General features: G+C 34.6%; 24 protein-coding genes and 3 pseudogenes. 5 read left to right on the top strand and 22 right to left on the bottom strand.

The window, feature by feature from the left end; genetic code table 11:
* Window positions 1-54: 54 nt before the first annotated feature.
* The 4 genes and pseudogenes from lrgB to AC1DIT_RS09245 all read right to left on the bottom strand — a co-directional run.
* On the bottom strand, window positions 55-747 hold the full coding sequence (gene lrgB, locus AC1DIT_RS09260) for an antiholin-like protein LrgB (protein ID WP_003202485.1): 693 nt from the start codon (window positions 745-747) through the stop codon (window positions 55-57).
* A gap of 35 nt (window positions 748-782) precedes the next feature.
* The gene (gene lrgA, locus AC1DIT_RS09255) at window positions 783-1,214 is read right to left on the bottom strand and encodes an antiholin-like murein hydrolase modulator LrgA (RefSeq protein WP_016112789.1); all 432 of its coding nucleotides are present in this window, start codon (window positions 1,212-1,214) and stop codon (window positions 783-785) included.
* Window positions 1,215-1,346: 132 nt separating this feature from the next.
* A pseudogene (locus tag AC1DIT_RS09250) lies at window positions 1,347-1,676 on the bottom strand (LytTR family DNA-binding domain-containing protein); the annotation flags it as partial.
* A gap of 7 nt (window positions 1,677-1,683) precedes the next feature.
* A pseudogene (locus tag AC1DIT_RS09245) lies at window positions 1,684-3,030 on the bottom strand (LytS/YhcK type 5TM receptor domain-containing protein); the annotation flags it as partial.
* A gap of 80 nt (window positions 3,031-3,110) precedes the next feature.
* Here AC1DIT_RS09245 and AC1DIT_RS09240 point away from each other — a divergent pair.
* Window positions 3,111-3,260, top strand: a pseudogene (locus AC1DIT_RS09240) (MFS transporter); the annotation flags it as partial.
* Window positions 3,261-3,311: 51 nt separating this feature from the next.
* Here the strand turns inward: AC1DIT_RS09240 and AC1DIT_RS09235 are convergent.
* From AC1DIT_RS09235 to trhA, 3 genes are all read right to left on the bottom strand, one after another.
* Complete coding sequence (locus AC1DIT_RS09235; RefSeq protein ID WP_016112793.1) at window positions 3,312-4,382, bottom strand: nitric oxide synthase oxygenase; 1,071 nt, start codon at window positions 4,380-4,382, stop codon at window positions 3,312-3,314.
* A 179-nt stretch (window positions 4,383-4,561) separates the two neighbouring features.
* On the bottom strand, window positions 4,562-5,152 hold the full coding sequence (locus AC1DIT_RS09230) for an AmiS/UreI family transporter (RefSeq protein ID WP_476998158.1): 591 nt from the start codon (window positions 5,150-5,152) through the stop codon (window positions 4,562-4,564).
* A gap of 709 nt (window positions 5,153-5,861) precedes the next feature.
* Window positions 5,862-6,509, bottom strand: coding sequence for a PAQR family membrane homeostasis protein TrhA (trhA, locus tag AC1DIT_RS09225; RefSeq protein ID WP_016112795.1), 648 nt, complete (start codon window positions 6,507-6,509; stop codon window positions 5,862-5,864).
* Between the two features lie 154 nt (window positions 6,510-6,663).
* Here trhA and AC1DIT_RS09220 point away from each other — a divergent pair, with 154 nt between their 5' ends.
* Together AC1DIT_RS09220 and AC1DIT_RS09215 are read left to right on the top strand one after the other, a co-directional pair.
* Window positions 6,664-7,224: a DUF1836 domain-containing protein gene (locus tag AC1DIT_RS09220; protein ID WP_016112796.1), complete on the top strand. Its 561-nt coding sequence runs from the start codon at window positions 6,664-6,666 to the stop codon at window positions 7,222-7,224.
* 379 nt (window positions 7,225-7,603) lie between these two features.
* Window positions 7,604-7,843: a hypothetical protein gene (locus tag AC1DIT_RS09215; protein WP_229161407.1), complete on the top strand. Its 240-nt coding sequence runs from the start codon at window positions 7,604-7,606 to the stop codon at window positions 7,841-7,843.
* Between the two features lie 64 nt (window positions 7,844-7,907).
* Here the strand turns inward: AC1DIT_RS09215 and AC1DIT_RS09210 are convergent, their stop codons facing one another.
* From AC1DIT_RS09210 to AC1DIT_RS09180, 7 genes are all read right to left on the bottom strand, one after another.
* Window positions 7,908-8,522: a hypothetical protein gene (locus tag AC1DIT_RS09210; RefSeq protein WP_016132484.1), complete on the bottom strand. Its 615-nt coding sequence runs from the start codon at window positions 8,520-8,522 to the stop codon at window positions 7,908-7,910.
* A complete protein-coding gene (locus AC1DIT_RS09205) occupies window positions 8,512-9,063 on the bottom strand; it encodes a sigma-70 family RNA polymerase sigma factor (protein ID WP_003202459.1) in 552 nt (183 codons plus the stop codon). The genes AC1DIT_RS09210 and AC1DIT_RS09205 overlap by 11 nt, the downstream gene beginning before the upstream one ends.
* 107 nt (window positions 9,064-9,170) lie before the next feature.
* A complete protein-coding gene (locus AC1DIT_RS09200; protein WP_016112799.1) occupies window positions 9,171-10,616 on the bottom strand; it encodes a DEAD/DEAH box helicase in 1,446 nt (481 codons plus the stop codon).
* Between the two features lie 436 nt (window positions 10,617-11,052).
* Window positions 11,053-12,315 (bottom strand): hypothetical protein, encoded by a 1,263-nt coding sequence (locus AC1DIT_RS09195; protein ID WP_016112800.1) that lies wholly within the window; start codon window positions 12,313-12,315, stop codon window positions 11,053-11,055.
* 437 nt (window positions 12,316-12,752) lie between these two features.
* Window positions 12,753-14,036, bottom strand: coding sequence for a C4-dicarboxylate transporter DctP (gene dctP / locus AC1DIT_RS09190; RefSeq protein WP_016112802.1), 1,284 nt, complete (start codon window positions 14,034-14,036; stop codon window positions 12,753-12,755).
* A 126-nt stretch (window positions 14,037-14,162) separates the two neighbouring features.
* Window positions 14,163-14,861, bottom strand: coding sequence for a response regulator (locus AC1DIT_RS09185; protein ID WP_016132485.1), 699 nt, complete (start codon window positions 14,859-14,861; stop codon window positions 14,163-14,165).
* Complete coding sequence (locus tag AC1DIT_RS09180) at window positions 14,851-16,452, bottom strand: ATP-binding protein (protein ID WP_476998154.1); 1,602 nt, start codon at window positions 16,450-16,452, stop codon at window positions 14,851-14,853. Before AC1DIT_RS09180 ends, AC1DIT_RS09185 begins: the two co-directional genes overlap by 11 nt.
* An 87-nt stretch (window positions 16,453-16,539) precedes the next feature.
* On the opposite strand from AC1DIT_RS09180, the gene AC1DIT_RS09175 reads away from it, so the two are divergent.
* Both AC1DIT_RS09175 and guaC read left to right on the top strand, forming a co-directional pair.
* Complete coding sequence (locus tag AC1DIT_RS09175) at window positions 16,540-17,613, top strand: DctP family TRAP transporter solute-binding subunit (protein WP_016112805.1); 1,074 nt, start codon at window positions 16,540-16,542, stop codon at window positions 17,611-17,613.
* Between the two features lie 298 nt (window positions 17,614-17,911).
* Window positions 17,912-18,895: a GMP reductase gene (guaC, locus tag AC1DIT_RS09170; protein ID WP_016112806.1), complete on the top strand. Its 984-nt coding sequence runs from the start codon at window positions 17,912-17,914 to the stop codon at window positions 18,893-18,895.
* Between the two features lie 96 nt (window positions 18,896-18,991).
* Here guaC and AC1DIT_RS09165 read toward each other — a convergent pair whose 3' ends face one another.
* The 8 genes from AC1DIT_RS09165 to walK all read right to left on the bottom strand — a co-directional run.
* Entirely contained in the window at window positions 18,992-19,870 is an 879-nt protein-coding gene (locus tag AC1DIT_RS09165; protein ID WP_016112807.1) for a radical SAM/SPASM domain-containing protein, read from the bottom strand.
* Window positions 19,871-20,123: 253 nt separating this feature from the next.
* Window positions 20,124-20,603 carry a 23S rRNA (pseudouridine(1915)-N(3))-methyltransferase RlmH gene (gene rlmH / locus AC1DIT_RS09160; protein ID WP_476998153.1) on the bottom strand — a complete coding sequence of 160 codons (480 nt, stop codon included), beginning with the start codon at window positions 20,601-20,603 and terminating at the stop codon, window positions 20,124-20,126.
* Between the two features lie 59 nt (window positions 20,604-20,662).
* Window positions 20,663-20,848 carry a CxxH/CxxC protein gene (locus tag AC1DIT_RS09155; RefSeq protein WP_016112809.1) on the bottom strand — a complete coding sequence of 62 codons (186 nt, stop codon included), beginning with the start codon at window positions 20,846-20,848 and terminating at the stop codon, window positions 20,663-20,665.
* A gap of 55 nt (window positions 20,849-20,903) precedes the next feature.
* Window positions 20,904-22,088, bottom strand: coding sequence for a S1C family serine protease (locus AC1DIT_RS09150; protein ID WP_476998152.1), 1,185 nt, complete (start codon window positions 22,086-22,088; stop codon window positions 20,904-20,906).
* A 63-nt stretch (window positions 22,089-22,151) separates the two neighbouring features.
* Window positions 22,152-22,946 carry an MBL fold metallo-hydrolase gene (locus tag AC1DIT_RS09145; protein WP_003202558.1) on the bottom strand — a complete coding sequence of 265 codons (795 nt, stop codon included), beginning with the start codon at window positions 22,944-22,946 and terminating at the stop codon, window positions 22,152-22,154.
* Between the two features lie 6 nt (window positions 22,947-22,952).
* Window positions 22,953-23,774 carry a two-component system regulatory protein YycI gene (locus AC1DIT_RS09140; protein WP_016112811.1) on the bottom strand — a complete coding sequence of 274 codons (822 nt, stop codon included), beginning with the start codon at window positions 23,772-23,774 and terminating at the stop codon, window positions 22,953-22,955.
* Window positions 23,755-25,143, bottom strand: coding sequence for a YycH family regulatory protein (locus AC1DIT_RS09135; RefSeq protein WP_016112812.1), 1,389 nt, complete (start codon window positions 25,141-25,143; stop codon window positions 23,755-23,757). The genes AC1DIT_RS09140 and AC1DIT_RS09135 overlap by 20 nt, the downstream gene beginning before the upstream one ends.
* A partial coding sequence (gene walK, locus AC1DIT_RS09130; protein WP_476998151.1) for a cell wall metabolism sensor histidine kinase WalK occupies window positions 25,140-26,729 on the bottom strand: 1,590 nt, incomplete at its 5' end. The genes AC1DIT_RS09135 and walK, both read right to left, overlap by 4 nt.

Genomic DNA, 26,729 nt, shown 5'->3' with positions numbered 1-26,729 from the left:
AGAAATCTGTCCTACGAATAGCTTGCTTTTATATTTTTCACAAAACATATTCTGTTAGCCGATAAATGGCATAAACATTGGAATAACAACTACTGTTACAACCCCAACGACCGTTACTGCAATACTTGCCATCGCTGCTTCTACTTCACCCATTTCAATCCCAACCGCAACGCCAAGTGCATGTCCCGCAGTTCCTAGCGCTAATCCTTTCGCAATTGGATTTTTCACTTTAAATGTTTTTAAGAATAAAGCACCAAGTGCGTATACAATAACTGCGTTAAAGATAACTGCAAAAGATGTAATTGCTGGAATACCACCGATACTTTCAGATATTGGTAGTGCAATTGCTGTTGTTGCTGCCTGTGGTAGCATAGAGTTCATTACAGATGTATCTAAACCAATTGCTTTTGCGACAATGAACACGACAATCACCGAACAAACAGATCCAACAACGATAGCGGATAAAATTTGCCACCAATATTTTTTCAGCTTATCAACTTGTTTGTATAACGGAATTGCAAAGGCAATTGTTGCTGGCTCTAAGAAGAAACTAATCATTTTACCGCCAGTATTATATTCTTCAAATGTAAAATTTCCAACCTTTAAAAAGACAATACCAAGTACCATTGCTACAAACAGTGGTGTAAATAAGAAGAACCCTTTTGAATGTTTAAATAAGAATGTTCCGATCCCGTATGCGATTAATGAAACGACGATTCCGAAGTATGGAGTCATTGTGCTTGCCATGTTCATTACCTCCTAACCATATATGGTCTGATATATTACGCAACTTTTCCGTGTTTGCGTCCTTTATTTACAACATCTAATTGTTTTGTATCAGTTGTTTCTTTTTCATCTTTACCTAGAATAAATTGTGCAAATAACCCTGTTACTGCTAGTAAAATAATTGTTGCGACAACAATTACAGTTATGATCTGTACAAAGTATTGCCCCATTACCCCAAGAGAGTTAATAACGGAAATACCAGATGGTACGAAAAGAAATCCAATAATACCTGTTAACGCCGTTCCAAGTGATTCAACCTGCTCCAACTTAATAACCTTTAAACATAATAGACTAAACAAAATGACTAATCCGATTACTGATGAAGGCATTGGAATTGGTAAGTGCGTTGCAATAATATGAGAAACCAACATGATAGCTGAAAAAACAAATGCTTGTGATAAGAAACTGTATACTTTTTTTGTACTCATTTTGGCCACCTCTTTCGATTTGGTACCTTCATTGTATATGATGTAAATGCTTAAGTAAGCGTTTACATAWCRGAACGTCAAATATACRGAATYAGTTACAAAAATAACGGGATGAAATRCAAAAGCTRCTTCTTAAATACGAAGCAGCTTTTTAAGTTCCTTTGCATATGTACGACTTACAGGTACCTTAGATCCCTCTTTCATAATTAAATTATAAGTAGAGTTAAACCAGGGCTGTATTTCCGAAATATGGTTGATATTCGCAATAAAACTACGGTGAACGCGCATAAAGCCCGTTTGCGGCAGCTTCTTTTCTAAAATAACAAGCGTATCATGGGTTACGTATGTTTCCCGAATCGTCTTTACAGTTACTTTCCCGTCCACAAGTCCCACATAAACAATATCTTCAATATTCACGAGCACAATGGATTCTTCTATTGGCAATGCAAGCTTATACATCTCCGTAGCTCCTTGCTTGTTCTAATGATAAATATGCATGTACATGATTCAGCTCTTGCTCTAATGGAATAAGTAACTGGCGTGCTCCCTGTAAATTACAACGAAAATACACGCTAAGTTGCAATAAGAGCTTTCTTGCCTTTTCTACATCTGTACGGCATAAAGCTGATACTGTATTAATCGCATTGAATAAAAAGTGCGGATTAATTTGTGCTTGTAATGCTTTTATCTCTGCATCTTGAAGTAGTTTACTTTGTAATTCTGCCTCTCCTAACTCAAGCTGTGTTGAGAAAATCTTCGCTAACCCTTCTGCTAATTCTTCTTCCACACGGCTTAATTGGTTCGGATTTTTAAAATAAAGCTTTAATGTTCCGATTGTATTGCCATGCGAAGTTAACGGAATAACGATTGCTGCCTGCAAAGGACATTCTTCATGTTGACAATTAATAATCTCTCGTGATTTCGCTTTCATTATTTTCCCTGTTTTTAATACTTCTTTTGATAATCCTGTAATTAAACTATGAGAAGGGATATGGTGATCAGATGCTAATCCAACATGCGCCAATATTTTTTCTGTATCTGTTAAAGATACCGCATCTGTCCCTGTAAAACGATGGATAATTTGTGCCACATGTTTACAAGATTCCTCCGTTAATCCCTGGCGAAAATAAGGTAATGTCTTATCAGCAATCCGAAGTACTTTATGAGTTTGCAAAGCCTTTGCATTTTCTTCTTGGCGCAAAATAGCTTGTACCATAGAAAGTAAAATAAAACTACCGAAGCTATTCACAAGAATCATCGGTATTGCGATTTTTTTTACAACGTAAAATCCATCTTTTACAATAAATAAGATCATAACCATTTCCAAAGATACAATAAAAACACTTAAAACAGCTGAGAATTTAGGTGTAATCACACGGTTATGCTTTTGAAAAATACGGCCAATATAACCGGTAATAATTCCTGCTAAAATAGATGAAATCGCACAACTAAGGGCTGTTGTTCCCCCAAGCATATAACGATGAATACCAGCAATAAATCCAACGCCAATCCCGACAATCGGTCCACCTAGTAAACCACTAATTCCAACTCCCATAATACGTGTATTGGCAATCGTACTCGATGAGGAGACCCCTTGCAGCCAATTTTCGTTCATAATTGTATTCCCTGCAATTTCAATTCCTGTGTAATTGCTTATAATTGTAAATAACGAAAAAATACAAATAAGCATGAGCTTATCTGTATATCCATCTTGTTTATGAAGAAGGCGCCTAAATGTTTTAATATGCGAAAGTAAAAAACCTAATATGACAATTAACCCAACTCGTTCAATCATCATAAGCACTAAATCTAGCATCTGTGATTCATCCTTTATTTGTTTAGTTAGTTTTATTATCGGAAAATAGTGAAGGTATCGTCAAGAAGAATGATATGTATCTCGCAGGAGTTGGCCCTGTTATTATCGGTTTACTTGCTACAGGTGGTAATTTATTCGGAGCTCTATCACTTATTTTCATTATCTATCCAATTGGATTAATTACAATGCTAGTGTGTGTACCGGAAACGAAACGAAAGGAAAAGTGCTAGATTAAAGTTAATCAAAAAGCATTGAAATTCTACATTTCAATGCTTTTGTTTTTATTTATGAAAGAAATTTGGAGTCAGAATATTATTCGGATAAGGTTTATGATAGATGTGGGTAGTAGCTGGCGATAATGGTGGAATGAGCCATACCCAATTTCCCGTCACGACACGGCCACAAGCCGCCTCTTGCTTTTCAAATTGTCCAAACTGCTGTGCTGCTGTGTGATGATCTACAATACTTACTCCTTGCTTTTTGAAAGAATGCAAAACAGCTACATTTAATTCAACTAACGCCTTATCTTTCCATAATGTACTGTTTCTCAAAGTATCCAAATTCATTATTTCTGCAACAGCTGGAAGTAAATTATAACGATCATGATCTGCCAAATTACGAGCCCCAATTTCTGTTTCCATATACCAACCATTAAAAGGAGCAGCTGTATAAGAAATGCCACCAATCTCTAGACGCATATCTGAAATCATTGGTACCCCATACCATTTTGCACCTAAGGATACAAATGGATATTCTGGGTGCTCAATCTCAACCTCTTTTACCTCTTCTTTCGGAATTTCCCTATATACAGGTTCTCGTCCATCAACAGAAAATACGAGTGGCAATACATCAAAATTCGTACCTTCTCCATTCCAGCCAAGTTTCTGACAAAACGCTGTAAATGGAATCGAATGAGAATCACCTATCACTCCCATTTCTGTTTCAAATCCCGCATAACGAATCAACTGATGGTTATAAATTCGAATGTTATTTTGTTCACCGTTATACTGCTTAAAAATTGTAATTGTCGGTTTAATTTTCCCGTTATTCGTTGCATATCGAATATGATGAATAAGTGCATTATATACCCCTTCCTCATCATTCACTTCACGAGCATCTAATATATGCATTTTATTCCAAAATAATCTTCCAATACATCGGTTACTATTTCTCCAGGCCATACGTGCACCATGAACAAGTTCCTCAAAGGTGTGTTCATATGTTCCTGTCCGCTCTATTTCCGACACAATTTGGCTGAGACGCTCTTCTATTTGCTGCTCTCTAGCAAGCTCTTGATAACAAGTTGTAATAAACTTCCTTGCTTCATCTATTAATTCTTTCATTTTATCCATAAACAATCTCCTTCTACTTCAACAAGACACTATTACTTTACAGTATAAGCAAAAAAGAGTGTAGTAACAAATCAAATAAAATGGCTATATAAATGCAAATTGAAAAACCAACATAAATCCCTTCTTTTTAGACGGAATAGAGCATCCAGCCAGATTCTCTTTCCCTCATCTTACTACTATTAACGTACTCGATATTTAAAAATGCAATAACAGAAATATAAAATAGAAACTACCGATACATAAATCCATGCCTGATAAACTACTGGTGTTCCCCATATCCCCATAAAATAAAGAAGCGATGGCAACGTGAGCGTTACCCATGATTGTACAAACGCTACCCTACCAAGGTATTGGTTTATATTCTTTTTTTGTACATTTAACACAAAGAATAAATACCAAAGAAGCGCCCACATAAACCAAGTCAGTGCATTAACGATATCTTGAAATTGAACGAACGATACAWCCATATAAAATAGTGCAACAAGAGCCACCCAGAGGCAAAACCACCCTAGCCCATTTCCACTCATTCCCGTAATAAAGGTGATACCTACATACAAATACGTTAAACCAAATAAAAAAGTAGCTGCATATGAATATACAGTCCAATTACTTTGATCAGAAATCATAATGAGGTAAAACGGAATGACAATTTGCAGCATCCCTACAAATAAATTAAAAACACCTGCACTTTTTTCCTCTGCTTTTCCTAATATGACAAGACTATTTAAAAACAAAGCTGCGCCTGAAAGCAATAACCCAACGTAACCCATATATGTTCGTGTGAAAATCATATTTTTTCACACCTTAACCTCCTCGTAACATAAAATCATACTAGTGATATTGTCCTACCCATTTCAAATTGCATACACAAGAAACAACTATCATTTCATGCGTACTAGCACTTTTTATTCAAAATAAGTCAGACTTCCTACCTCAAAACAAAAAGAAATCCAAAGAATGCAATCACTGTACTATATCATTAAAGCGCTTTCAAAATAGTATATTTCTTTCCAACAGTAGATAAAGTCAATCTCATATAACACAATCTGAAAACGATAACATTATCATAACAGCATTATATCTAAAAATAAACGCCGAAAATTCTGGAATAAAATTCGAAATCTATATTGTTCCCTGCCCATTTCTTTTAGAAACAAGTAGAATCAAGCATTTGCCATATACCAAACTAGCACTTCTATCATAAAATATCGCAAATTAAAATTTATGTTTTATGAAAGGTGAGATTATATGCCTAAACAAGTCGTTCGAGTTCATCAAGGATATATTCCTAATCAAATCCTTTAATGAATATGCACGTAATTGAGCAAAATTAGAATCGCCCAATCTTAGGTTGATTCTAATTTTGCCGTCCCCCTCACTCTTCCTATCTATAATATAGTGAGATTAAATTTTCACTTTAAATTATTCCCATTAAAAAGGCCACATACCTCGTGATATGTAACCCTTACATAAAACTTATTAAATCACATAACAATATACACATAAAAAATGGGCAAGGCTTCCCAATAACACAAAAATATGAAAAATTTCATGATGCCCTATATATTTAAATTCCAGCCATTTCGGTTTTGCTCCGTAAATAAATCCACCAATCGTATAAAAAACACCACCAAGTACTAAAAACAAAATACCCTCTATGCTTAGATTTTCTGATAGCGGTGCAAAAAATAAAACAATTAACCATCCCATCATAAGGTAGATTGCTGTTGATAACCATCTCGGACAGTTAAACCAAAACATTTTAAAAACAATACCACATATAGCTGTAGCATAAACTAGCACAAACAATAGTAAACCATTTGCAGCCTGTAATGTAATTAAGCAAAAAGGTGCATATGTACCTGCAATTAAGAGGAAAATCATCGAATGATCAAGCTTCCTAAAGAAATAAATAACCCGTTCACTTGCTACAACGCTGTGATACACCGACGAAGCTGCATAAAGAATCATCATCCCTACTCCAAATAGAATCACCGCTGAAATTGTAGAAACGGATGGCATTTTTACAGAAACCTTCACAAGCATAGCTAAAAGTGCAACGAATGATAACACGGCGCCTCCTAGATGGGTAAACGCATTAACTGGTTCTCTCACATAAGCATTCACATTAACAACCCCTTATATAATTACATGTAGTTTCAATAACTACATGTAATTATATACACAATTCGTCTAAGGGTCAACATTTACAATTTATTTGTTTCGTAATACCATATTTAAAGATATAGTGTACATTATTCCTACAAAGGTGAGGGTTTATATGGAAAACATAAAGAACTTACTCGAAACATTACATTTAGAAAAAAATATTAAACTTGAAGATATCCCTACTGTAGATTTATACGTAGATCAAGTTGTTCAACTATTTGAAAATAACTACGGTGATACAACAAGAACAGAAGATGAAAAAGTACTTACAAAAACAATGATTAATAACTACGCAAAAGGAAAATTATTCATCCCCATAAAAAATAAAAAATACTCAAAAGAGCATATGATTTTAATTAGTTTAATTTATCAATTAAAGGGTGCCCTCTCGATTAATGATATTAAAAGTTCTTTAGCAACTCTCAATGAAAGACTCATAAACGAGGATACTTTCGAACTGGACACCTTCTACAAAGATTATCTTGAACTTACAGAAACAAATGTTGAGAACTTTAAAAGGGATGTAGATAATCGGGTGACTGAGATAAAAGCTGCTGCTTCATTTGAGGATAAAGAATTAGAAAAACTCTTATTGCTAACTTCATTTGTAACAATGAGCAATATGTATAGACGTTTAGCAGAAAAATTAGTTGACGATTTGAAAGAATCTTAACCATGAATAAAGCCACCTCTTCTAGGTGGCTTTTACTTATTTTTGTTTTTTCATCGCTTTCTAACCCCCTCATTAATTTCACCAAATGAATTTGTATCGGTTTACGAGGAGCTATTCTACGGATCATATCTCCCTTAGTTAAGTCACTTAATGTGTTTACTATGCTTATTCTTTCTATTATCATCCTATTGTTTTCAAATAATATATGAATAATTAACTCCCCTTACTTGAATAAATTCCCTTCCATAACTATCATATAAAATATACAGAGTATTTAGATATAAGGGTGAGAATATTGTTCTTTATAACAACTCTATCCATCATACTGGCAGTAATTTTTCTCACACGTTTACTTTTTATAAAAAAAGAAGTACGAAGCATGACAAATGCACTCAAAAATTACAATAGCCAAAAAACAAATCAGAAATTAGATATCATACTTTTAGACAAGAATATCGAAGAACTGGCTTTTGAAATCAATCATTTAATTGAACACATTGTACAAGCGAATGTCGATAAAAAACGAACTGAAAATGGGTGGTTCACTTCAAGCAAAATTAAAAGACGGGCAGCTTCATATGATATGCGAATGGAAAATTCAAAAATAAATACCAAATAACTTTTTCATATCCCTATTGATCAAAAAAGTACATCTTACACCAAAAGAATGTACTTTTTCCTTTTTAATGACCTCTTTTCGAATGAATCTCTCTATCAAGGTACTTAGCTATGATATCTCTATCTGAACTATTAATAATCATGTTAATTCTCCCTTGCAAATACCCATATAACATCCAGTTTGAGCATTCTCTTAGCTGCCCATACTTATCTTTCTTGGCTTTAAAACATAATATCGTATCGTTCTTTTTTATTTTGTAATAATATTTAAAAATATCATCATAATCTATAATGTATGCTCTTTGAATTTGATAAAGTTCCTTTACTTCATAAATCATAACTTTATGTCTTGTTCCAAAAACAACAAATCGATTTCCTACATCCATAAGCGCTAATGGCATTACGGCATAGTCTGCTGAACACATAATTGCACCCAAATAGTAGCCACCTGTAGCCCTTGCTTGAAATTGTAATTCAATAAATTCATTTTCTGTTAACTCATTATTTGCCTTTACTTCTATCTCTTGAAAATTTTCTTCAGCAATTCGTTTTCTGATATCTTTTTTCTTCTTCTCCAAGCTCCCAACAAGGCGCTCCCCTATTGCTTCAAATCGGGATATTTCTTGTTCATCCCACTGCTCGAAAACAATTTGATCTATATTATAGCTTTCACAATTCATAATATCCCTCCATTATCCTTTTTAATTTCTCCTTTCCCCTTGATAATCTGGTATAAACTGAACCTGTACTCATATGTAGTCTCCTTGAAATATCCTCTATGCTTTCATCCACAATATACCTTCGATAAAAGATACTATGATCTACACCATCTAACTGATGAATTGCTTTCAAAACGAACTCTTTTTCCTCTTCTTTGAGCAATCCTTTTTCTACATCTTCATCATCTTGTAAAATAAGTTGTTCTATTGTTTGTTCAATTCTTTTTCTCTTCAGCCTTCTTTTATAATCTAGTGCCTTAAACTTCGCAATAGAAATAATCCAGTTTTTAAGTTGTCCCTTTTCTATTTGAAAACTGTCTATTTTATACCAAAGTATGAGAAGAACATCGTTATAGCACTCTTCAATTTCTGCTCTTTCATGGTTCTCTCCAAGTACACTTCCGATCACTCCATAAATCAATTTACTATATTGAAGAATCAATTGATCCAATGCTTCCGTATTTTGTTTTTTTATTTCATCTACTAATTCCCTATCATTCATATCTTCTCCCCCTTCACTTATATATACGAATACAACAAGTTTATCCTTACATAATTTCCTTATTTTTCATAAAAAAAATACCCACCTGTTAGAGTGGGTAGTTCCTTTTACTTAATAGCCTCATGAACCTTTAACTGCTTACCTTTTATCGTTGTGTTTTTCATTACTTTTAAAACAAGCGGGCCTTTTCCGTTTAATATATCAACATAAGAAACATTATCTTGTATCGTAATAATTCCTATATCATCCGCTGTGACACCTGGGATTTTAGCAATTGTACCAACGAAATCTACCGCTCGAATCTTCTTTTTCTTCCCACCGTTAAAGTACAGCTTCATAATATCTTTATTTAATCCTGCACTTTTCTCTTTTTTCATAATTGGTTTCGCATTTATTTTATCTTCAAAGGCTGCCTTTCCCTTTGCAAGCTCCTCTTTTGACGGAGCTTCTATTTTTTGAATTTCAAAACCGATATACTCTTCAATTTCTACCAAGAATCTCTCTTCATACGGCGTTACGAATGTAATTGCTTTTCCGCTATTACCAGCGCGCCCTGTTCTTCCCGTCCGGTGTACATAACTTTCTTTTTCTAATGGAATGTCATAGTTAATGACATGGGTAATATTTTCAATATCAATTCCTCTAGCCGCTACATCCGTCGCGACTAAATAACGAAATTCCCCTCTTCTAAAGTCATTCATTACTGCGAAACGGTCTTCTTGTACCATACCGCCATGGATTTTATCACACGGATAGCCAGAACGTTTTAACTGTCTAAATACATCATCCACATTTTCTTGCGTACGACAGAAAATAATACAGCTATCTGGATTTTCAACAGTTGTTATATCTTTAAGAAGTGAAAACTTCTCTTCTTCTCTCACTTCTAAAAGGGCGTGTTCAATTTTATCTGTCGTAATCCCAGTAGCTTTAATCTCAATGTTAATTGGCGACTTCATATATGTACGAGATAAATTTTCAACGTCTTCTGGTAACGTCGCAGAAAATAGCATTGTCATTCGATCTGTAGGTAATTCATCAATAATTGCTTCTACTTGATCGATAAAGCCCATATTTAACATTTCATCTGCCTCATCAATCACTAAATACTTCAACCGCTCTAAGGACAGAGTACCTTTTTCAATATGATCTAACACACGCCCAGGGGTTCCAACCACAATATGTGTTTTTTGCTTTAACTCTAATTTTTGACGTGCAAATGGGGATTTACCGTAAACCGCAGTCGCTTTAATACGTTTAAATCTTCCTATATTCGTAATATCCTCTTTTACCTGCACAGCAAGTTCCCTTGTCGGTGTAAGGATTAACGCCTGTGGCTTATTTTCTTCCCACTCAACCATTTCACAAAGCGGAATCCCAAAAGAAGCTGTCTTACCGCTTCCTGTTTGTGATTTCACGACAAGGTCTTTCTTTTCCAGTGCAACTGGAATTACTTTTTCTTGTACTTCTGTTGGCTGCTCATATTTTAAACTAGTAAGTGCTCTTACAATTTCCTTACTTAATGCATACTCTTTAAAGCTTTTTTTGCTCATATACTAACCTCATTTTGTTATGTATTTTAATTTTTTTATTATTTAACCATAACCTAAATATTATATTTGTCATTGCCTATACTTCATTATACTAAAATTATTTCCCTAATCGAAATCTATGTTCATCATTAAATTAAAAATCGGCTTCATTTACTTTGTATCACCTTTGGCAGTATGGACTTTGATTTGTTTGGAAATCCCATTCAGTGGAAATTCATGTTCCTCGGACCGGAGATTTACCACCGCGTCACCATGGATACCCTTGTCTTAAGCTAACTGCTACTACTTACTGCCTTCGCGATTCGAGACTTGAACTCTAGAGAATAGACGCATACTGGGCGCATCAAAAAAAGAGAATCCCTTCAGATTCTCTGCTCCCCTTCTTACACCCATTACCGTACTCGATATTTAAAAATACAGTAGCAAAAATATAAAATTACTCTTTGTTGTATTTGCTCACTAAGGATTCTATGTCATCACTATAATCTTTTAATAATGCTTTACCCATAGAATAAAATACAAAACAGTTTAATGTTGCTATGAACATTGCCATATTATTCTCACGTGAATAAAGAACAAACATTAAATTTAAAGAGATTGCAAAGGTTAATCCAAGGGTTATGCCTGTCCATTTTATATCATATAATAATACAAATATCACAAAAATTAGCGTTGGGAAACTATATCTCTCATGCATTTGAGTAGGTAACATATAAAATGCAAAACATATGAATGTTGAAGCTTTCAATAGCACCACTGTACTGCATTTACGGTTAAAGAAAACATACAGCCATGCCAACAATACTGCTGCGGCTAGAATCAATACTCCAACCCTCTTTAAACTTAAATGTGGCAAGATAATAATTGAGTCACTTACATCAGGTGTAGTTCCAATTATATAATACCAAATATTCATTGCATTTAAAGTTACAGTTGGAAAAGTTCCTACTGCACTTAAATATCCGTGCTGTAACATAGCATACAATGTACCATGAACTGCAAAATAGGCCCCGATTATTACGAGCGGTATACAAAATCCAAGTATATATTTAAACAGTTGTTTAAATTCCCTTTTTTCCCACATTACCTTTAGGAAATAAATAGCAAAAACAGGAGCAATTACAATAGATTGAAATTTTGCTAGTAATGCTATAGCAAAAATAGCACCAGATAATAGCGGATTAGAAACAAGTAATAATATTGAGCAAACCATTAGTATAGCATGTAACATGTCTATTTGACCCCAAATAGGTCCATCTAGTAATACTGCAGGGTTTAATGCCAAAAATGTTACCAATATCGCTCTTATAAAAGGATTTGCTATTTTTTTAGAAGCTATAGCCAAGATAATTATAGCCACTATATCAAATAAAATAGGTGGTAAACGAACTAAAACATCACCAGCTACTGCTTGTAAATTAAAAGCAGCTAGCACTTTTCCATATATACCTAAAAGTGCTAAAAAGAATGGTGGATAATTTACACCGTCACCGTATGCATAAACATCGGCTAACCCATACTTTCCAACAGTTTCCATCCAGTTAACAAAAAAGTTTTGATCACCAAGAAACCCTGGTAAGTTTGAAGCTAAATATATACGTATTAAAAACGAAAACACAATTAATATAAGGAAATAGAAATGAAGCCAGCTTAAATTTTTTAAGCGAAAGCCACTTTTTCTACTGCTTAATGAATCCATATTTCCCCTCCTCATTTTTTATATTTCATCTCAATATTATTAATTAAAATCACAATTTCAAATGATATCATACGATGCAAATAACGTCAATTTTTGCCAATCGAAATAAATAATGGAATTATCAATATCCTGTTATTTATATTTAATAATTCTTATAGATTGAAATACTAACCAATAGGGGTTTCATTTCCCGCTAATTATTAGTTGAACCAATCAGATTTTTATAGATATTCCTCCTTCCCCCTACCTTCCTCGTGTTTCCTCTGAATCTTGAGGCAAGGGTCTTACTATCCAAAAATAGAAAAATAAATAAAAAAGGGCTTTTCTCCCCCCTAGAGTAGATAGACCCTTTTTATTTATCGATTTATGTCCCTTTAAATTCCCATACATTATATCCAGATAAGAAACTTTATCTTGCATTAGAATAATTCCGATATTTATACAGCTTCCCCTGCCTTTGTCTCTTTTAACACCTTCATACCGGAAACTGCTTCTGCATGCTTCATTTCATCAAACTCATTTTCGCTCTTTGCAACAACGATTGTAGCAATTCCATTTCCAATTAAGTTTACAATTGCTCTTCCCTCACTCATAAAACGATCGACACCAAGAAGTAATGCTAATCCTTCTAAAGGAATAACCTTTAGTGCCGCTAACGTAGAAGCTAACACGATAAATCCGCTTCCTGTTACACCAGCAGCTCCTTTAGACGTTAACATAAGTACTAAAATAATAGTAATTTGCTGTCCGATTGTTAAATCAACACCAAATACTTGTGCTAAAAAGACAACTGCCATGGATAAATAAATGGATGTACCATCAAGGTTAAAAGAATAGCCCGTCGGAATAACAAGGCCAACAACAGATTTTGAACAGCCATATCGCTCCATCTTATTCATCATTCTCGGAAGTACGGATTCCGAAGAACTTGTTCCTAATACGATTAGTATTTCATCTCGAATAAACTTCAAATAATTCCATAAGCTAAACCCATATATCTTACAAACAATATTTAAGACAACAAATACGAATAGGAACATCGTTATATACACTGACATCATCAATTTTCCAAGTGGTACAAGTGAAGCAAGCCCAAAATGACCGATTGTATATGCCATAGCACCAAATGCCCCAAGCGGCGCTGCCTTCATTACATAACCAATAATTTTAAAGAATACGTGTGAAAGTTTGTCTAAGAAATCAATCACCGAATTTCCTTTTTCTCCAAGAGCAGCTAGCCCAATCCCAAATAAAATAGAAAAGAATAATACTTGTAAAATATCACCCTTTGCAAACGCATCAACCATATTAGAAGGAACAATATGAGTAACAAAATCAATCCAATTAATACCCTGTCCCCCACCTTGTGTATATTTAGATACATCTCCTTTTGCAAGTTCATTAAAATTAAGGCCTGAACCTGGCTTCATAACATTTACAACGATTAACCCAACAATAAGTGCAAATGTTGTCACAACCTCAAAATAAATAAAAGCTTTTCCACCGACCTTACCAACCTTCTTCATATCTCCCATTTTGGCAATACCAAGTACAATTGTTAAGAAAATAATTGGTGCGATGACCATTTTTACAGCATTAATAAACGTATCGCCTATCGGCTTCATTTCTTTCCCAACACTTGGCCACATAAGCCCAACTAATACGCCGAGTGCAATGGCCGTTAATACTTGAAAAGTTAAATTTTTGAACAGTCGTTTCACCTTCACTTCTCCTCCCACTGTTTCATTTTTGAAAACTTTACCATCCCTATGTTTTATATAATGATAGCGTTTTCAATCAAAGGTGAGAAGTTTATGGTCATAACGAATATTTTGGTCATTTTGGTCTTACTTTTTTACTTCACAGTACACATAGCGATTAATTGGTCTTCCAACCCCTCCATATTGAACTGCTAAATGAATCAACCCCTTTTTTTCTAAATAATCTAAGTATCGCCGCGCGGTAACTCTGGCTATCCCAATTGCACTGGCTACCTCTTCTGCAGAACGAGGTTCATCTTGTTTTTTTACATACTCTTCAATTTCATTCAATGTAAATTCATTTAATCCCTTTGGCAAATTGTTTGCTGCTTTTTTAGAACGCCCAGAATATAATAATAAATCCAGCTGTTCCTGTGAAATCGCCCCAGATTCCTTCAGACTCATTCTATATTGTCGATATTTTTCTAAAGCTTGCTGAATTCGGTATAACTTAAATGGCTTAATAATATAATCCATCGCTCCGTTTTGAAGCATGAGTTTAATTGTTTCCCTATCTTTTGCAGCAGAAACAACGATTACATCTGCTTCTAACTCTTGTTTTCTAAATTCCTGTAATACCTTAATACCGTCCTTTTTCGGCATAAAAATATCTAAAATAACGAGATCTGGATTCATTTTTTGGACAAGGTTAATCCCCTCCTCGCCATTGTTAGCGACGGCTACTACTTGAAATCCCTTTACACTTCTAATGAATTCTTTATTTACTTCTTGAACCATCGGATCGTCTTCAACCAATAGTACTTTGATTTCCTCTTTATATTTCATACAATTCCGCCTCCATCTCCATTGGAAAAGTAATGATAAAAGAAGTTCCTTCACCTTGAAAAGATGAAACACTAATTTCCCCTCTCCCCTTTTCAACAATTTGCTTTACTAGAAAAAGTCCATAACCTGTCCCACTCATTTTATTCACAGTAAATCCTTTCTCATACACTCTTGGTAAATGCTCCTCTTTTATGCCGCATCCATTATCCTCAATCAATATTGCACATACATCTTCTGACTGCTCAATACTAATATCAATTCTTTTATTCTCTATCTCAGTTTGCTCAAATGATCCAAACGCATTTTCGATTAAGTTACCTAGTAATACAACGAAATCATGTTGATCCAGTTGATAAGGAAATACTTCTAAATAACTATTTTGGTCAATTATAACTTGTATCCCTAATTCCTTACCCCGGCTTACTTTGCTCAGGAGGAGACCGGCAATCGCATCATTTTTAATCGTTTCATTTAAAAAGTTTGTTACACTCCCCTGTTCTTCTGAAGTGTGGAAAGCAAGTTGTAATGCTTTATCAGCTTTACCTAGCTGAATTAAACCTGCTATTGTATGAAGTTTGTTCATATGCTCGTGGCTTTGTACACGAAGTGCCTCTACAAATGTTTTCACTCCTGTTAATTCCTCTGCGAGCTTTGTAACCTCTGTACGATCTTGAAAGAYTGCCACAGCTCCAATTAATTCATTATCTTTCTTGATTGGTATACGATTACTTAAAATTACCTTTCCACTTACTTTTATCTCTTCATTGTATACTGGCTGATTCCTCTCCACGATTTCTGGAAGTCTCGTATCCTTTAAAACTGCACGAATGGGACTCCCTACAACATTTCCATCTACATGAAAAACCTGCTTTGCTTTTTCATTAAAAATGGTAATAATCTCTTGATTATCAATTGCAATCACACCCTCATTAATCGAATGAAAGGTTGCTGTTCGTTCTTCTAACATTCGTTTAATTTCATAAGGTTCTAACTGAAACATCTGTTTTTTAATATGATTGGCAAGCATCAATGAACCAATCAATCCAAAAATTAAAGTTAATATGACAATAAAAATAATCTCTTCTGCTAATCCCAGCATAATCTCCCAAAAATTCGGGACTTTATTTCCAACAACAACAACACCAATTTGATTTAAGTTTTGATCTTTAATAGGCATAAAGGCACGAATTACAGTACCTATCTCTCCTTTGGCTTTTGAAAAATAAATATGTTCTGCAAATGCCGGTTCTTCATCCGTCCCTTTTGATGGCCTCCCAATCATTTCTTTTACGGGATGAGAATATCGAATTCGCTCCATATTCATTACTACTATATAGTCTGTTTCATTAATAACCCGGATATTTTCAATAGCTGGATTCAATGTAAACCACCCTGTTGTTTCCTGAAGGGATCTCTTTACATCTGATAATTCTGCCACTGTCCGCGCCGTATTCATAGATCTAATTCTTAATTCTTTTTCTTCTTTTTGTTGAATATTTGCGATGATAACAATTCCACCTATCAGTAATGAAAAAATAACTACTGCATAGGATAAAATCGTAATTTTCCAGCGGATGGGCAATTGTTTCACTGTTTGTTCCCCTTTCCTCTAAAAGCATCTTTACGAATAAAAATCTTCTCGGTATGCTTACATTAACAACCCAAGAGGAGGTTTAAGATGAAAAAAATAGTTACTTTTATACTCCTTTTCATCTTTTTAATTACTAATGCTTTATTTATAGGTTTTCAAAGTCTTTTTTCTCAAGGTGAACTTGCTTATGACGATGACCAAGAAGGGTTGAAAAAACAAATTGTTTTCAAATTTAGTCATGTTGTAGCAGAAAATACACCTAAAGGGCTTGCTGCTAGCAAATTTGCCGAGCTTGTTAATGAGAAATCAAACGGAACTATAAAAATAGAAATTTTCCCAAACGGGAGCCTGTATTCTGATATAGAAGAAATCCGCGCTTTAAAAGCTGGGCAAGTTCATTTTATTGCTCCCTCTACCTCAAAGCTTGGAATGCTATCTCACGAATGGGGTGTATTAGACCTTCCATTTGCCTTTCCAAATTATGAAGCCATTCAAGAAGGCTTAAACGGAAAAATTGGCGAACAATTACTTCAGTCCTTACAAAAAGACAACATTAAAGGGCTTGCCCATTGGTCAAATGGCTTTAAGCAAATTACTTCGAATAAGGGGCCTATCTATACACCTGAAGATATAAAAGGACAATCCTTTCGCATTATGCAAAGTGATGTTATCCAATCTCAATTTGATTTATTAAAAGTTGGTGCACATCAAGATTCATTTAATTCTACATATAAATTAATTGAAACAGGTAAAGTTGATGGCGAAGAAAATACTATTTCAAATATCTACTCTAAGAAATTTTATAACGTTCAAAACTATTTGACAATTAGTAATCATGGGTACTTAGGCTATGTTGTCATGATGGATCAAAAAACTTGGAATCAACAAACCGAAAAAACGAAGAAAATATTACTTGAAGCAATGAAAGAAACGACTGACTGGAATAATCGTCAGTCCATCCAAATGAACGAAAAACAACTTGAGCTTATTAAACAAAATTCATCCATCCAAATTCATGAGCTAACTGATGCACAAAGGAAAGAATGGGAACGGGTACTCTCTCCTATATACGAAGATCTTGCCCCCACAATCGGAGAGAATTTGGTAAATGATTTAAAAAAATTGAAAAAGAAATATCAATTTCTTGAAGATAATAAATAACAAAAAAGCAGGGTATTTTTAGCACCCTGCTTTTTTGTTATTTCACTATGATATTCCGAAATATTATTTCATTACTATCGATTAAATTTTTATAATATACTTGTCCAAAAAACGAACAATATAGATATATATAAACTATTTAATTCGGCATTACTTGTTATTCCTTTGAATTTCGTCCCTACATTTGCTAAATATCAACTAAAATCTTTGACTTAATGAAAAAAATAATGTACATTATCTTTTGGGCGAACATTTTTTAAACTGGTATATAAAATATTCGTATTTAGAGGTGTAAACGATGGAAAACGTATTCGACTATGAAGATATTCAATTAATTCCGGCAAAATGTATAGTAAATAGCCGTTCTGAGTGTGATACAAGTGTAACTTTAGGAAAACATACATTTAAATTACCTGTCGTACCTGCAAATATGCAAACAATTATAGATGAAAAAATTGCTGTATATTTAGCGGAAAATAAATATTTCTATATAATGCATCGTTTTGAGCCAGAAAAGCGTATCTCTTTCATTAAAGATATGCACTCTCGTGGATTAATCGCATCTATTAGTGTTGGTGTGAAAGAAGAAGAGTATGAATTTGTACAACAATTAGCTGCTGAACAGCTTTCTCCTGAATATATTACGATAGATATCGCACATGGGCATTCCAATGCGGTAATAAAAATGATTCAACATATTAAAAAACATTTACCTGAAAGCTTTGTTATTGCAGGAAATGTTGGAACTCCAGAAGCAGTAAGAGAGCTAGAAAATGCTGGTGCTGACGCAACAAAAGTAGGAATCGGACCTGGTAAAGTATGTATTACAAAAATTAAAACAGGATTTGGAACTGGTGGCTGGCAATTAGCTGCACTTCGTTGGTGTGCAAAAGCAGCAAGCAAACCGATTATTGCTGACGGAGGCATCCGTACCCATGGTGATGTAGCTAAATCAATTAGATTTGGGGCAACTATGGTTATGATTGGTTCATTATTTGCTGGCCATGAAGAATCTCCAGGAGAAACAATTGAAAGAGATGGGAAGCTCTATAAAGAATACTTTGGGTCAGCTTCCGAATTCCAAAAAGGCGAAAAGAAAAACGTGGAAGGCAAAAAAATGTTTGTCGAACATAAAGGGTCTTTAGAAGATACATTGATCGAAATGGAACAAGATCTTCAGTCCTCTATTTCTTATGCTGGTGGAACGAAATTAGATGCAATTCGTACTGTAGATTATGTTATCGTGAAAAACTCAATCTTTAATGGTGATAAAGTATATTAAGCCTTATTTACCCTTTAAATGTAATAAGTATTGATTATTATATAAAAAATGAGCAAGGTACTTTATTTCGTACTTGCTCATTTTTTTATTATCTCTCTATTTTCCAAACCTCTTACGATATCCGCACTTTCTACATAGTTCCTCTACAGCCACTCTACGTGAAAATCCATCTACAAGATTTTGGGCTCTATCCCTTTCGATAATCTCGGAGAATGATGCCTCATTAATATTTCCAAGGTTAATGATTCCCTCACCATCTAAACAACAAGGAATAACAGTCCCGTTTGCTAAAATACCTGCTTGATTTCGAAGACCATGACAGAAGCCTTTCCCGTCGTCTTCTTCTTCATGCAATGCCGGCCACTGAAATTCGTAATCTTGGTTAATAAAGATGCGATCCGCAATCTTCACACCACTTCCTGGTGTAATCTTCTCTTCAATTTTATATGGTAAATCAAATTCTTTCTCAATAATTTCTAATAAATTTCTGTTTCGCTGTATTTCAAGATTTGTCTTATTGTCTTGCGTAAGATTCCATAGTCTCAGCGAAACAATTAATTCCGATTGATTCGTTGCTTCTTTAATAAAGGAAAGTATGCTTCTTACATACCCTTCTTTATCTTCAGATCCTGGATGACCATCGAAACTATGAAGTGAAAAATTCATCTGTCTTAGTGCAGGTTTATTTAATAATTTATGCCTCTTTTTATTAATTAACGTTCCGTTGGTTGTAATATTAACCTTAAACCCTTTTTCATGACTTAAGTCTAACAATTGATCTATTTTAGGATGGAGCAACGGCTCACCTTTTACATGTAAATAAATGTAGTCCGTGTGAGGTTTAATTTGGTCTAATCTCTTAGAAAAATCCTCCACAGAAAGAAATTGCTTCTGTCGTTCTGTTGGCGGACAAAAGCTACATGCAAGATTACATACACTAGTAATCTCTAAATAAAACTTCTTAAACTTTTTCAACCTCAATTCCCCACTTCTTTGACTACTTAGAACAGGATGAAATATCGTTCTATCACTATTACAGCATAATTTCTCATAAATGAAAACATACTTATTCAAGGAAACAATTGTTACCATTTTTATTTAGAAAATATGTAGAAGACCACCAGAACCTTATCTCTGATGGCCTTCTACTATTCGCATACTAGATACTATACGATTATTACAACATAAAATTTCAAAATCCACATTTTTTAATTCATATATATCTTATTCACTTATGGTAAGGTTCACCACGATTAATCCGAAAAGCCCGATATACTTGCTCTAAAAGTACTAATCTCATCAGCTGATGCGGTAATGTCATTTTCGAGAATGAAAGTGATTCGTTAGAGCGCTTCATCACTTCCGAGCTAAGCCCGAGTGATCCCCCAATGATAAATGCCACTTTACTTTTTCCATATGTAGCAAGATGATCAAGACTCGCTGCAAATTCTTCTGATGACTTTTGTTTTCCTTCGATTGCTAATGCAATAACATGTGTATCATCTGAAATTTTATCTAGTATTCGTATTCCTTCTTTCTCTTYTACAATTAGCATTTCTGCTTCACTTAAATTTTCCGGTGCTTTTTCATCCGGCAATTCAATAACTTCTACTTTTGCATACGCAGATAATCGTTTTAAGTATTCTGCAATACCTTGTTTTAAATATTTTTCTTTTAATTTTCCGATTGAAATAATCGAGATATTCACACGTATTCCCCACCTTACAAACACGTTATCCACAAAACTTATCCACATATCCACAATCATCATCCACATATTGTGTGAGAATCTGTGTTCGATACAACATATGTCGCCTTGTTTTGACAAAATTCACATGTTTTTTGTTCTTTTTCTGAGTTATCCACACTGTTGATAGCCGGTGCTACTTCACACTCATCCACAATGATATCCAACGCTAATTCTACATGTTCTAAACAACAAGGTAACTTCATATTTTTCACCTCACTTTTTCACAATAGAAAACAGGAGGGCTGTCCTCCTGTTTTCTTAATAATTTTGACTGCTTAATTTCACCGTTGTTGTTGCTCGTTTTGTACCACGATAAAATGTCAAAGTCATTTTATCGTCAATCTTTTTATTATATAATACCGTTCGGAATCCAATAATATCATGTATTGGTTTTCCATCAACAGCTATAATTACATCATGTTCCCTAAGTCCTGCATCTGCACCAGGCGATGGGCTTTTCACATCTAAAATGCAGACWCCWTCTGTTACRTTWCCTGGTAAATGCAGCGTTTTAGACCAGTAATAATTCGGAATTTCATTTAGAGATCTCAGTTCAATTCCAACATAAGGACGTTTTACTTTCCCATACTTTTCAAGTTCATTCATAACAGGAACTGCTCTCGTAACAGGGATGGCAAGCCCAATTCCTTCTACTTCTTTCGCCGCAATTTTCATCGAATTAATTCCAACAAGTTGTCCTGCTACATTTACAAGTGCACCGCCACTATTCCCTGGGTTAATAGCTGCATCTGTTTGCAGTACTTCTACTTGCCAATCATAATGCCCATCTTGATCTAAGTCTACAGGAACAATTCTCTCATTTGCAGAAATAATTCCTTGTGTAACAGTTCCTGAGAATTGTAATCCAAGTGGGTTTCCAATTGCAATGACTGCTTCACCTCGACGAACTGTATTAGAATCACCAATTTCAATTACTTTCTTAACTGGTTTTGCATCTATTTCTAGAACAGCTAAATCTGTAACTACATCGCTACCTAATATTTTACCAGGAACCTTTTTTCCATCACTTAAGCTCACCTCAATACGATTCGCTCCTGAAACAACATGATGGTTTGTTACAATGTAAGCATGACCATTTATTTTCTTATAAATGACGCCTGATCCTGTTCCAGCTTCTGAATCTGCTTCTGAAAAATTATCACGTTGGATGTTTATTACACCAACAACGGCTTCCGATGCACGATCAACAGCATCTACAAAACCAGAATGATTCGCTGTTTGTGATTGCTTTACTACCATATTCTCTCCACTTGCCTCAGCTTGCTGCAGGGGGCCAGTTTCAGATTCAGAAAATAAAGGAGCTCCAAATGCAAACAATGAAGCCCCTACGATTGTTCCTGCTATGCTAGAAATAACGATACCTTTGTGCTTCTTTTTACCTGTTCGTTTCATACGAAATTTCTCTTCATCAATAAAGGACATACTTGTTCACCAATCCTCCCGAAAACAACTATATTCCCCTTTATTGTTTACTAAAATCGAGAATTATACGTATTGAATTTTCGTTGGTGCCTTTGGATCCGTATCATGTACCTCAAACGCTTCTCCAACTGCAAAACCTTTTTCCTCTAGCACCTGTGCAACAGACATATGTGCTAGTTCTTTCATATTATTATCTAAGCTCAAATGCGCTAAATAAATGTGTTTCGTCTCATCTGTAATAACATCAGCCATTGCAAGTGCTGCATCTTCATTAGAAACATGACCCACATCGCTTAAAATGCGTCGTTTTATACTCCATGGATAACGTCCCATACGAAGCATTTCAACATCGTGATTACTTTCAAACACAAATGCGTTTGCTCCTTTAATGATACCTTTCATACGATCACTTACATAACCTGTATCTGTAATAAGGGCCAATTTTCTACCATTATGATGAAATGCATAAAACATTGGCTCTGCCGCATCATGAGAAACGCCAAATGATTCCACTTCAATATCTCCAAATGTTTTCACATCACCAATTGAGAAAACAAATTTTTGATCAGTTGGAATGTTACCAATTAAATGTTCCATAGCGCTCCACGTTTTTTCATTTGCATACACAGGTAACTGATATTTACGTGCTAAAACGCCGAGACCTTTAATATGATCACTATGCTCATGTGTGACAAGAATACCTGATATATCTTGGATATCCAATTCAGCTTGCTGAAATAGGGCTTCTGTCGCTTTTCCACTCAAGCCTGCATCAATGAGCAATTTTTGTTTCTCGGTCCCTACATATAGCGCATTTCCTGTACTGCCGCTTGCAAGTACACTAAAATGCAAACTCATTTCTGCTCACTCCATTATTTTTTCTTTTTCATTTTCCTTTTCTTTCCCTAACTTAATAACTTGTCCCTCAATGGCATTCACAAAATAATCTACTTTTCGATCTGTTTTTAAATTCCATGTCGGAGCAAGCACCTGTATATTAGAAGCAGAAGATGCTACAAGAGTTGCATATCCAATCTGTGCTTCTTTAAAATGTGTATTTTGTTTTATTCCAGTCTTAAAGTATAAATTTTCTAAAGCTGTTTGAGCGGTAATAATCTCTTGCTCTTTTGCTTTTTCATTCTCACTCATCTCTTTTAAATCAGTTAACATTGTTTGTGTATACGAAATAAATTCACCTTTCTCATTTACATCCACAACAATCATCCCATGATCATTATAAAAGATAGGTTTATCTTTATACTTTTGAAAGAAATAGATTTTCGTTCCTTCCGCTTTACCAAACTCATATTTCTGACCATCTAGCACATAGTTTTTCAAGAACTCACTATATTTATCTTTAGAAAGTGTTTTTGCATTTAACAATGGTTCCTTTAATTTACTTCCAATTGTGTTTAAATCTCGTAAAGTAACTGTTTGGTTTTTTAAAGAGCGGATATCTTCTTCTTTAAATTCCTTATTTTTCGCTGTAATAAAGGAATCTTTCTTTGGTTCTTTTGGGAAATCACCAATGGTAATTTTATCATCTTTTAACTGCTGATCAACCTTTGTTTCTGCCATGAGCTCTAATTGGTTACTATCTTGTTTGTGAATGAATTGAAAAACGAGAAAGAGGTCTAAAATAAAAAAGGTAACAATAAATATTGTTTTAATCCGATTCCAGTCCAATCAGCTCTCCCTCCTTCTCTTCATTCCACTCAAATACTTGATGATCTTCACCATAAATTACATACCAAATTGGCTTTAAGTTTCTTAAGTCTCTATTTGTAACTTGTCCGTTTGTTCCATTCAGCTCAATCTCTGGTACTATTTTATAGCCTATTCCAATGTTCTGGATTAATTTTTTATTTATATTTGAATTTTTTTCTAGAGATTGTATAACCGTCCAACCCGCTGGAAGAGTTGTTTTTATATCTTCACCTGGAAAAATTCTCAACTCAAATAACGGGCGTCTATAACTAATTAATTCTTCTGATCCCCATACTTGCTTTAATTCGGTCATTCCTTCTCGGTTAAATACTGGCAAATCTTCTTCATACAAACGGAATTTGGTTGTCCCTTTAGAATTTATATAGTCAAATCGATAAGCATCAGTTAATCCAGTATGACTATTAACAAATTCAAAACTCCGCTGCATAAGAAGGGTACCATTCATAGGTGCACCCCCATTCATAGGTGCACCACCAGATACAGATGAATTAGTATACTCTAGCATCCGATCCTGTTTGTTTATTTGCATAAGACGAATGCCATCTGTATATGTATCCTCCCTTTCATTAGAAATGGGCTGTACATAACGCGGATCACTAAATAGTGCATTTTTAAATGATTCTACAGGCAGGTCTTGTGTCATATATAATAAATCTTGCACTTCTGTTGAACCATCTGGTAAAAATATTTTTTTCGTATCATTTTTCGTATCATTTATTTCATAAGCAAAATACGGTCTTGCTACAGCTAAAAATTGATTTTGTGCATTTATAATGTCCCTTAGATTCACACCTGTTAATGTCATTTTGTACACTTTACGAGGAGTGCTATAAGAAACGAAATTCACATCAATATTTTGATCACGACTTTTAGAAGGATCGACAACAATACGATCAAAATTAAACATGTCCAATTTCTTATCTTTAATTGTTAATACGCCCCTAATCGCATCAAATGGAATCTCTGTTGGAAAGACAATTTCAATCTTGCCTTCCCCATGCACATAAGTGAGGAAATCACTTTTAGAGATAGAGTTCGTGATATCCTTAAAATCGTGCAATTCCCCTTTTTGAATAAAAGTATATAATAAATTAATATTATTTTTCTTTTCACTTACAAAATGCTTGTTATCCTTATGAACAATCATAGAAGATGGGACAATTACATTTGAAATATCTTTTTTCAGTGCTGCTGCGTTACCTTGAACAAATTTTGTACTCTGCAATGAATTCGAATCAGGTACATAAGTCCATAAATTAAAAGTAAGAAACAGACTAATGACAACTAAGTTAATGAGAACAATGGTTTTAAAGTTTTCCATATTCATTCCCAATCGTCCTCTTCTTCCTTCGCCATTGGAAGGGTGAAATAAATGGTTGTCCCTTTCCCTTCTTCACTTTTCGCCCAAATAGATCCACCATGCGCCTCAATCATTTCCTTAGCGATAGCTAAACCTAGACCTGTTCCACCCATCTGTCTAGAACGCGCCTTATCCACACGATAAAAACGTTCGAAAATCTTCTCTACATTTTCTTTTGGAATACCCATTCCTTGGTCACTCACACTAATTTCTAACATATCCTCTCGATCGCGCAGGCGATATGTTACTGTTCCACCTTCAGGGGAATATTTTAAAGCATTCGAAATAATGTTATATAAAACCTGTGTAATTTTATCAGCATCCATATCAATGAATCGAGATTTCTTAGAGAATGAACGCTTGAAAATTACATTTTGGTCCTTCGACATTTCAAAGCGATCGATAACATTGTTAAAGAAATCTGTAAAATCTACCCATTCTTTCATTAAACGATGTTCTGTACTATCTAATTTAGATAATTGTAACAAGGCATTCACAAGTCGAATCATTCTTTCCGTTTCTTCTTGTGTAACTGTTAAAAATTGCGGTGCGATATTCGGATCTTGCCATGCACCATCACTAAGTGCCTCTAAATAACTACGCATCGTTGTTAACGGCGTCCGTAGTTCATGTGATACATTTGCTACAAACTCACGGCGCTCACGGTCAATTCGCTCTTGTTCTGTTACATCATACAACACAGCGATTAAACCATTTGCTTTACCTGTTTCCTTTTGAATAACAGAAAAACTAGCTCTCAAGATATACGGTTCATTTCGCGTACTGAAATCTAATAAAACAGAATCTGGTTCTTCATATAGATGATCGAGTGTAAATTCCTCTTGAATGCCTAGCACTTCTAAAACAGACTGATCTAATGCCGTTTCACGTGAAACGTTTAACATCTTTTCTGCCGGATCATTTAATAAAATAATGTCCCCTTTTCGATCAGTAGCAATTACACCATCTGTCATATGAGATAAAACAGACGAAAGCTTACGTCTTTCACTTTCAGTCGAAGAACGTGCTTGTTGTAATTTTTTTGATAAATTATTAAACGCTAGTGCTAATTGACCAATTTCATCATGACTGTGTACTTTTACCTTACGGGAGTAATTTCCCTTCGCCATTTCAATTGCTTGTCTTCGCATATCTGAAATTGGTCTTGTAATTGTTTGAGCTAATAAAATTCCTAGAACTGCTGTTACTAATAAAGCAATCACTGTCCCCGTTGCAAAAATTTGATTGATATCCTTCATCTGCTTATAAACATCTTCCATAGAAGCAACGATGTGAATGACACCAATTATTTTCCCCTTCTCTCCTTCAATTGGGGTAGCCATAACTTGGACACGACGACCAGTATTTCCATCTTTCTCAATCTTTCCTTCAGCCTTTTTTTGTACAATAGCCCTTTGCACTGTTATGTCTGTTATTGTTTTCCCTACCATACCTTGCTTAGATGAATTAGATATTGCTAATAAACGCCTGTTTGGGTCAATCACACGTACTTCTTGAATATCCTTTTTCCGGTCTGATGCAAAGTCAGTAAT

Source organism: Bacillus sp. 05T22, from assembly GCF_056396765.1.
Note: the sequence above shows the minus strand (reverse complement) of the source record. Positions and strands in the feature narration are given on the sequence as shown.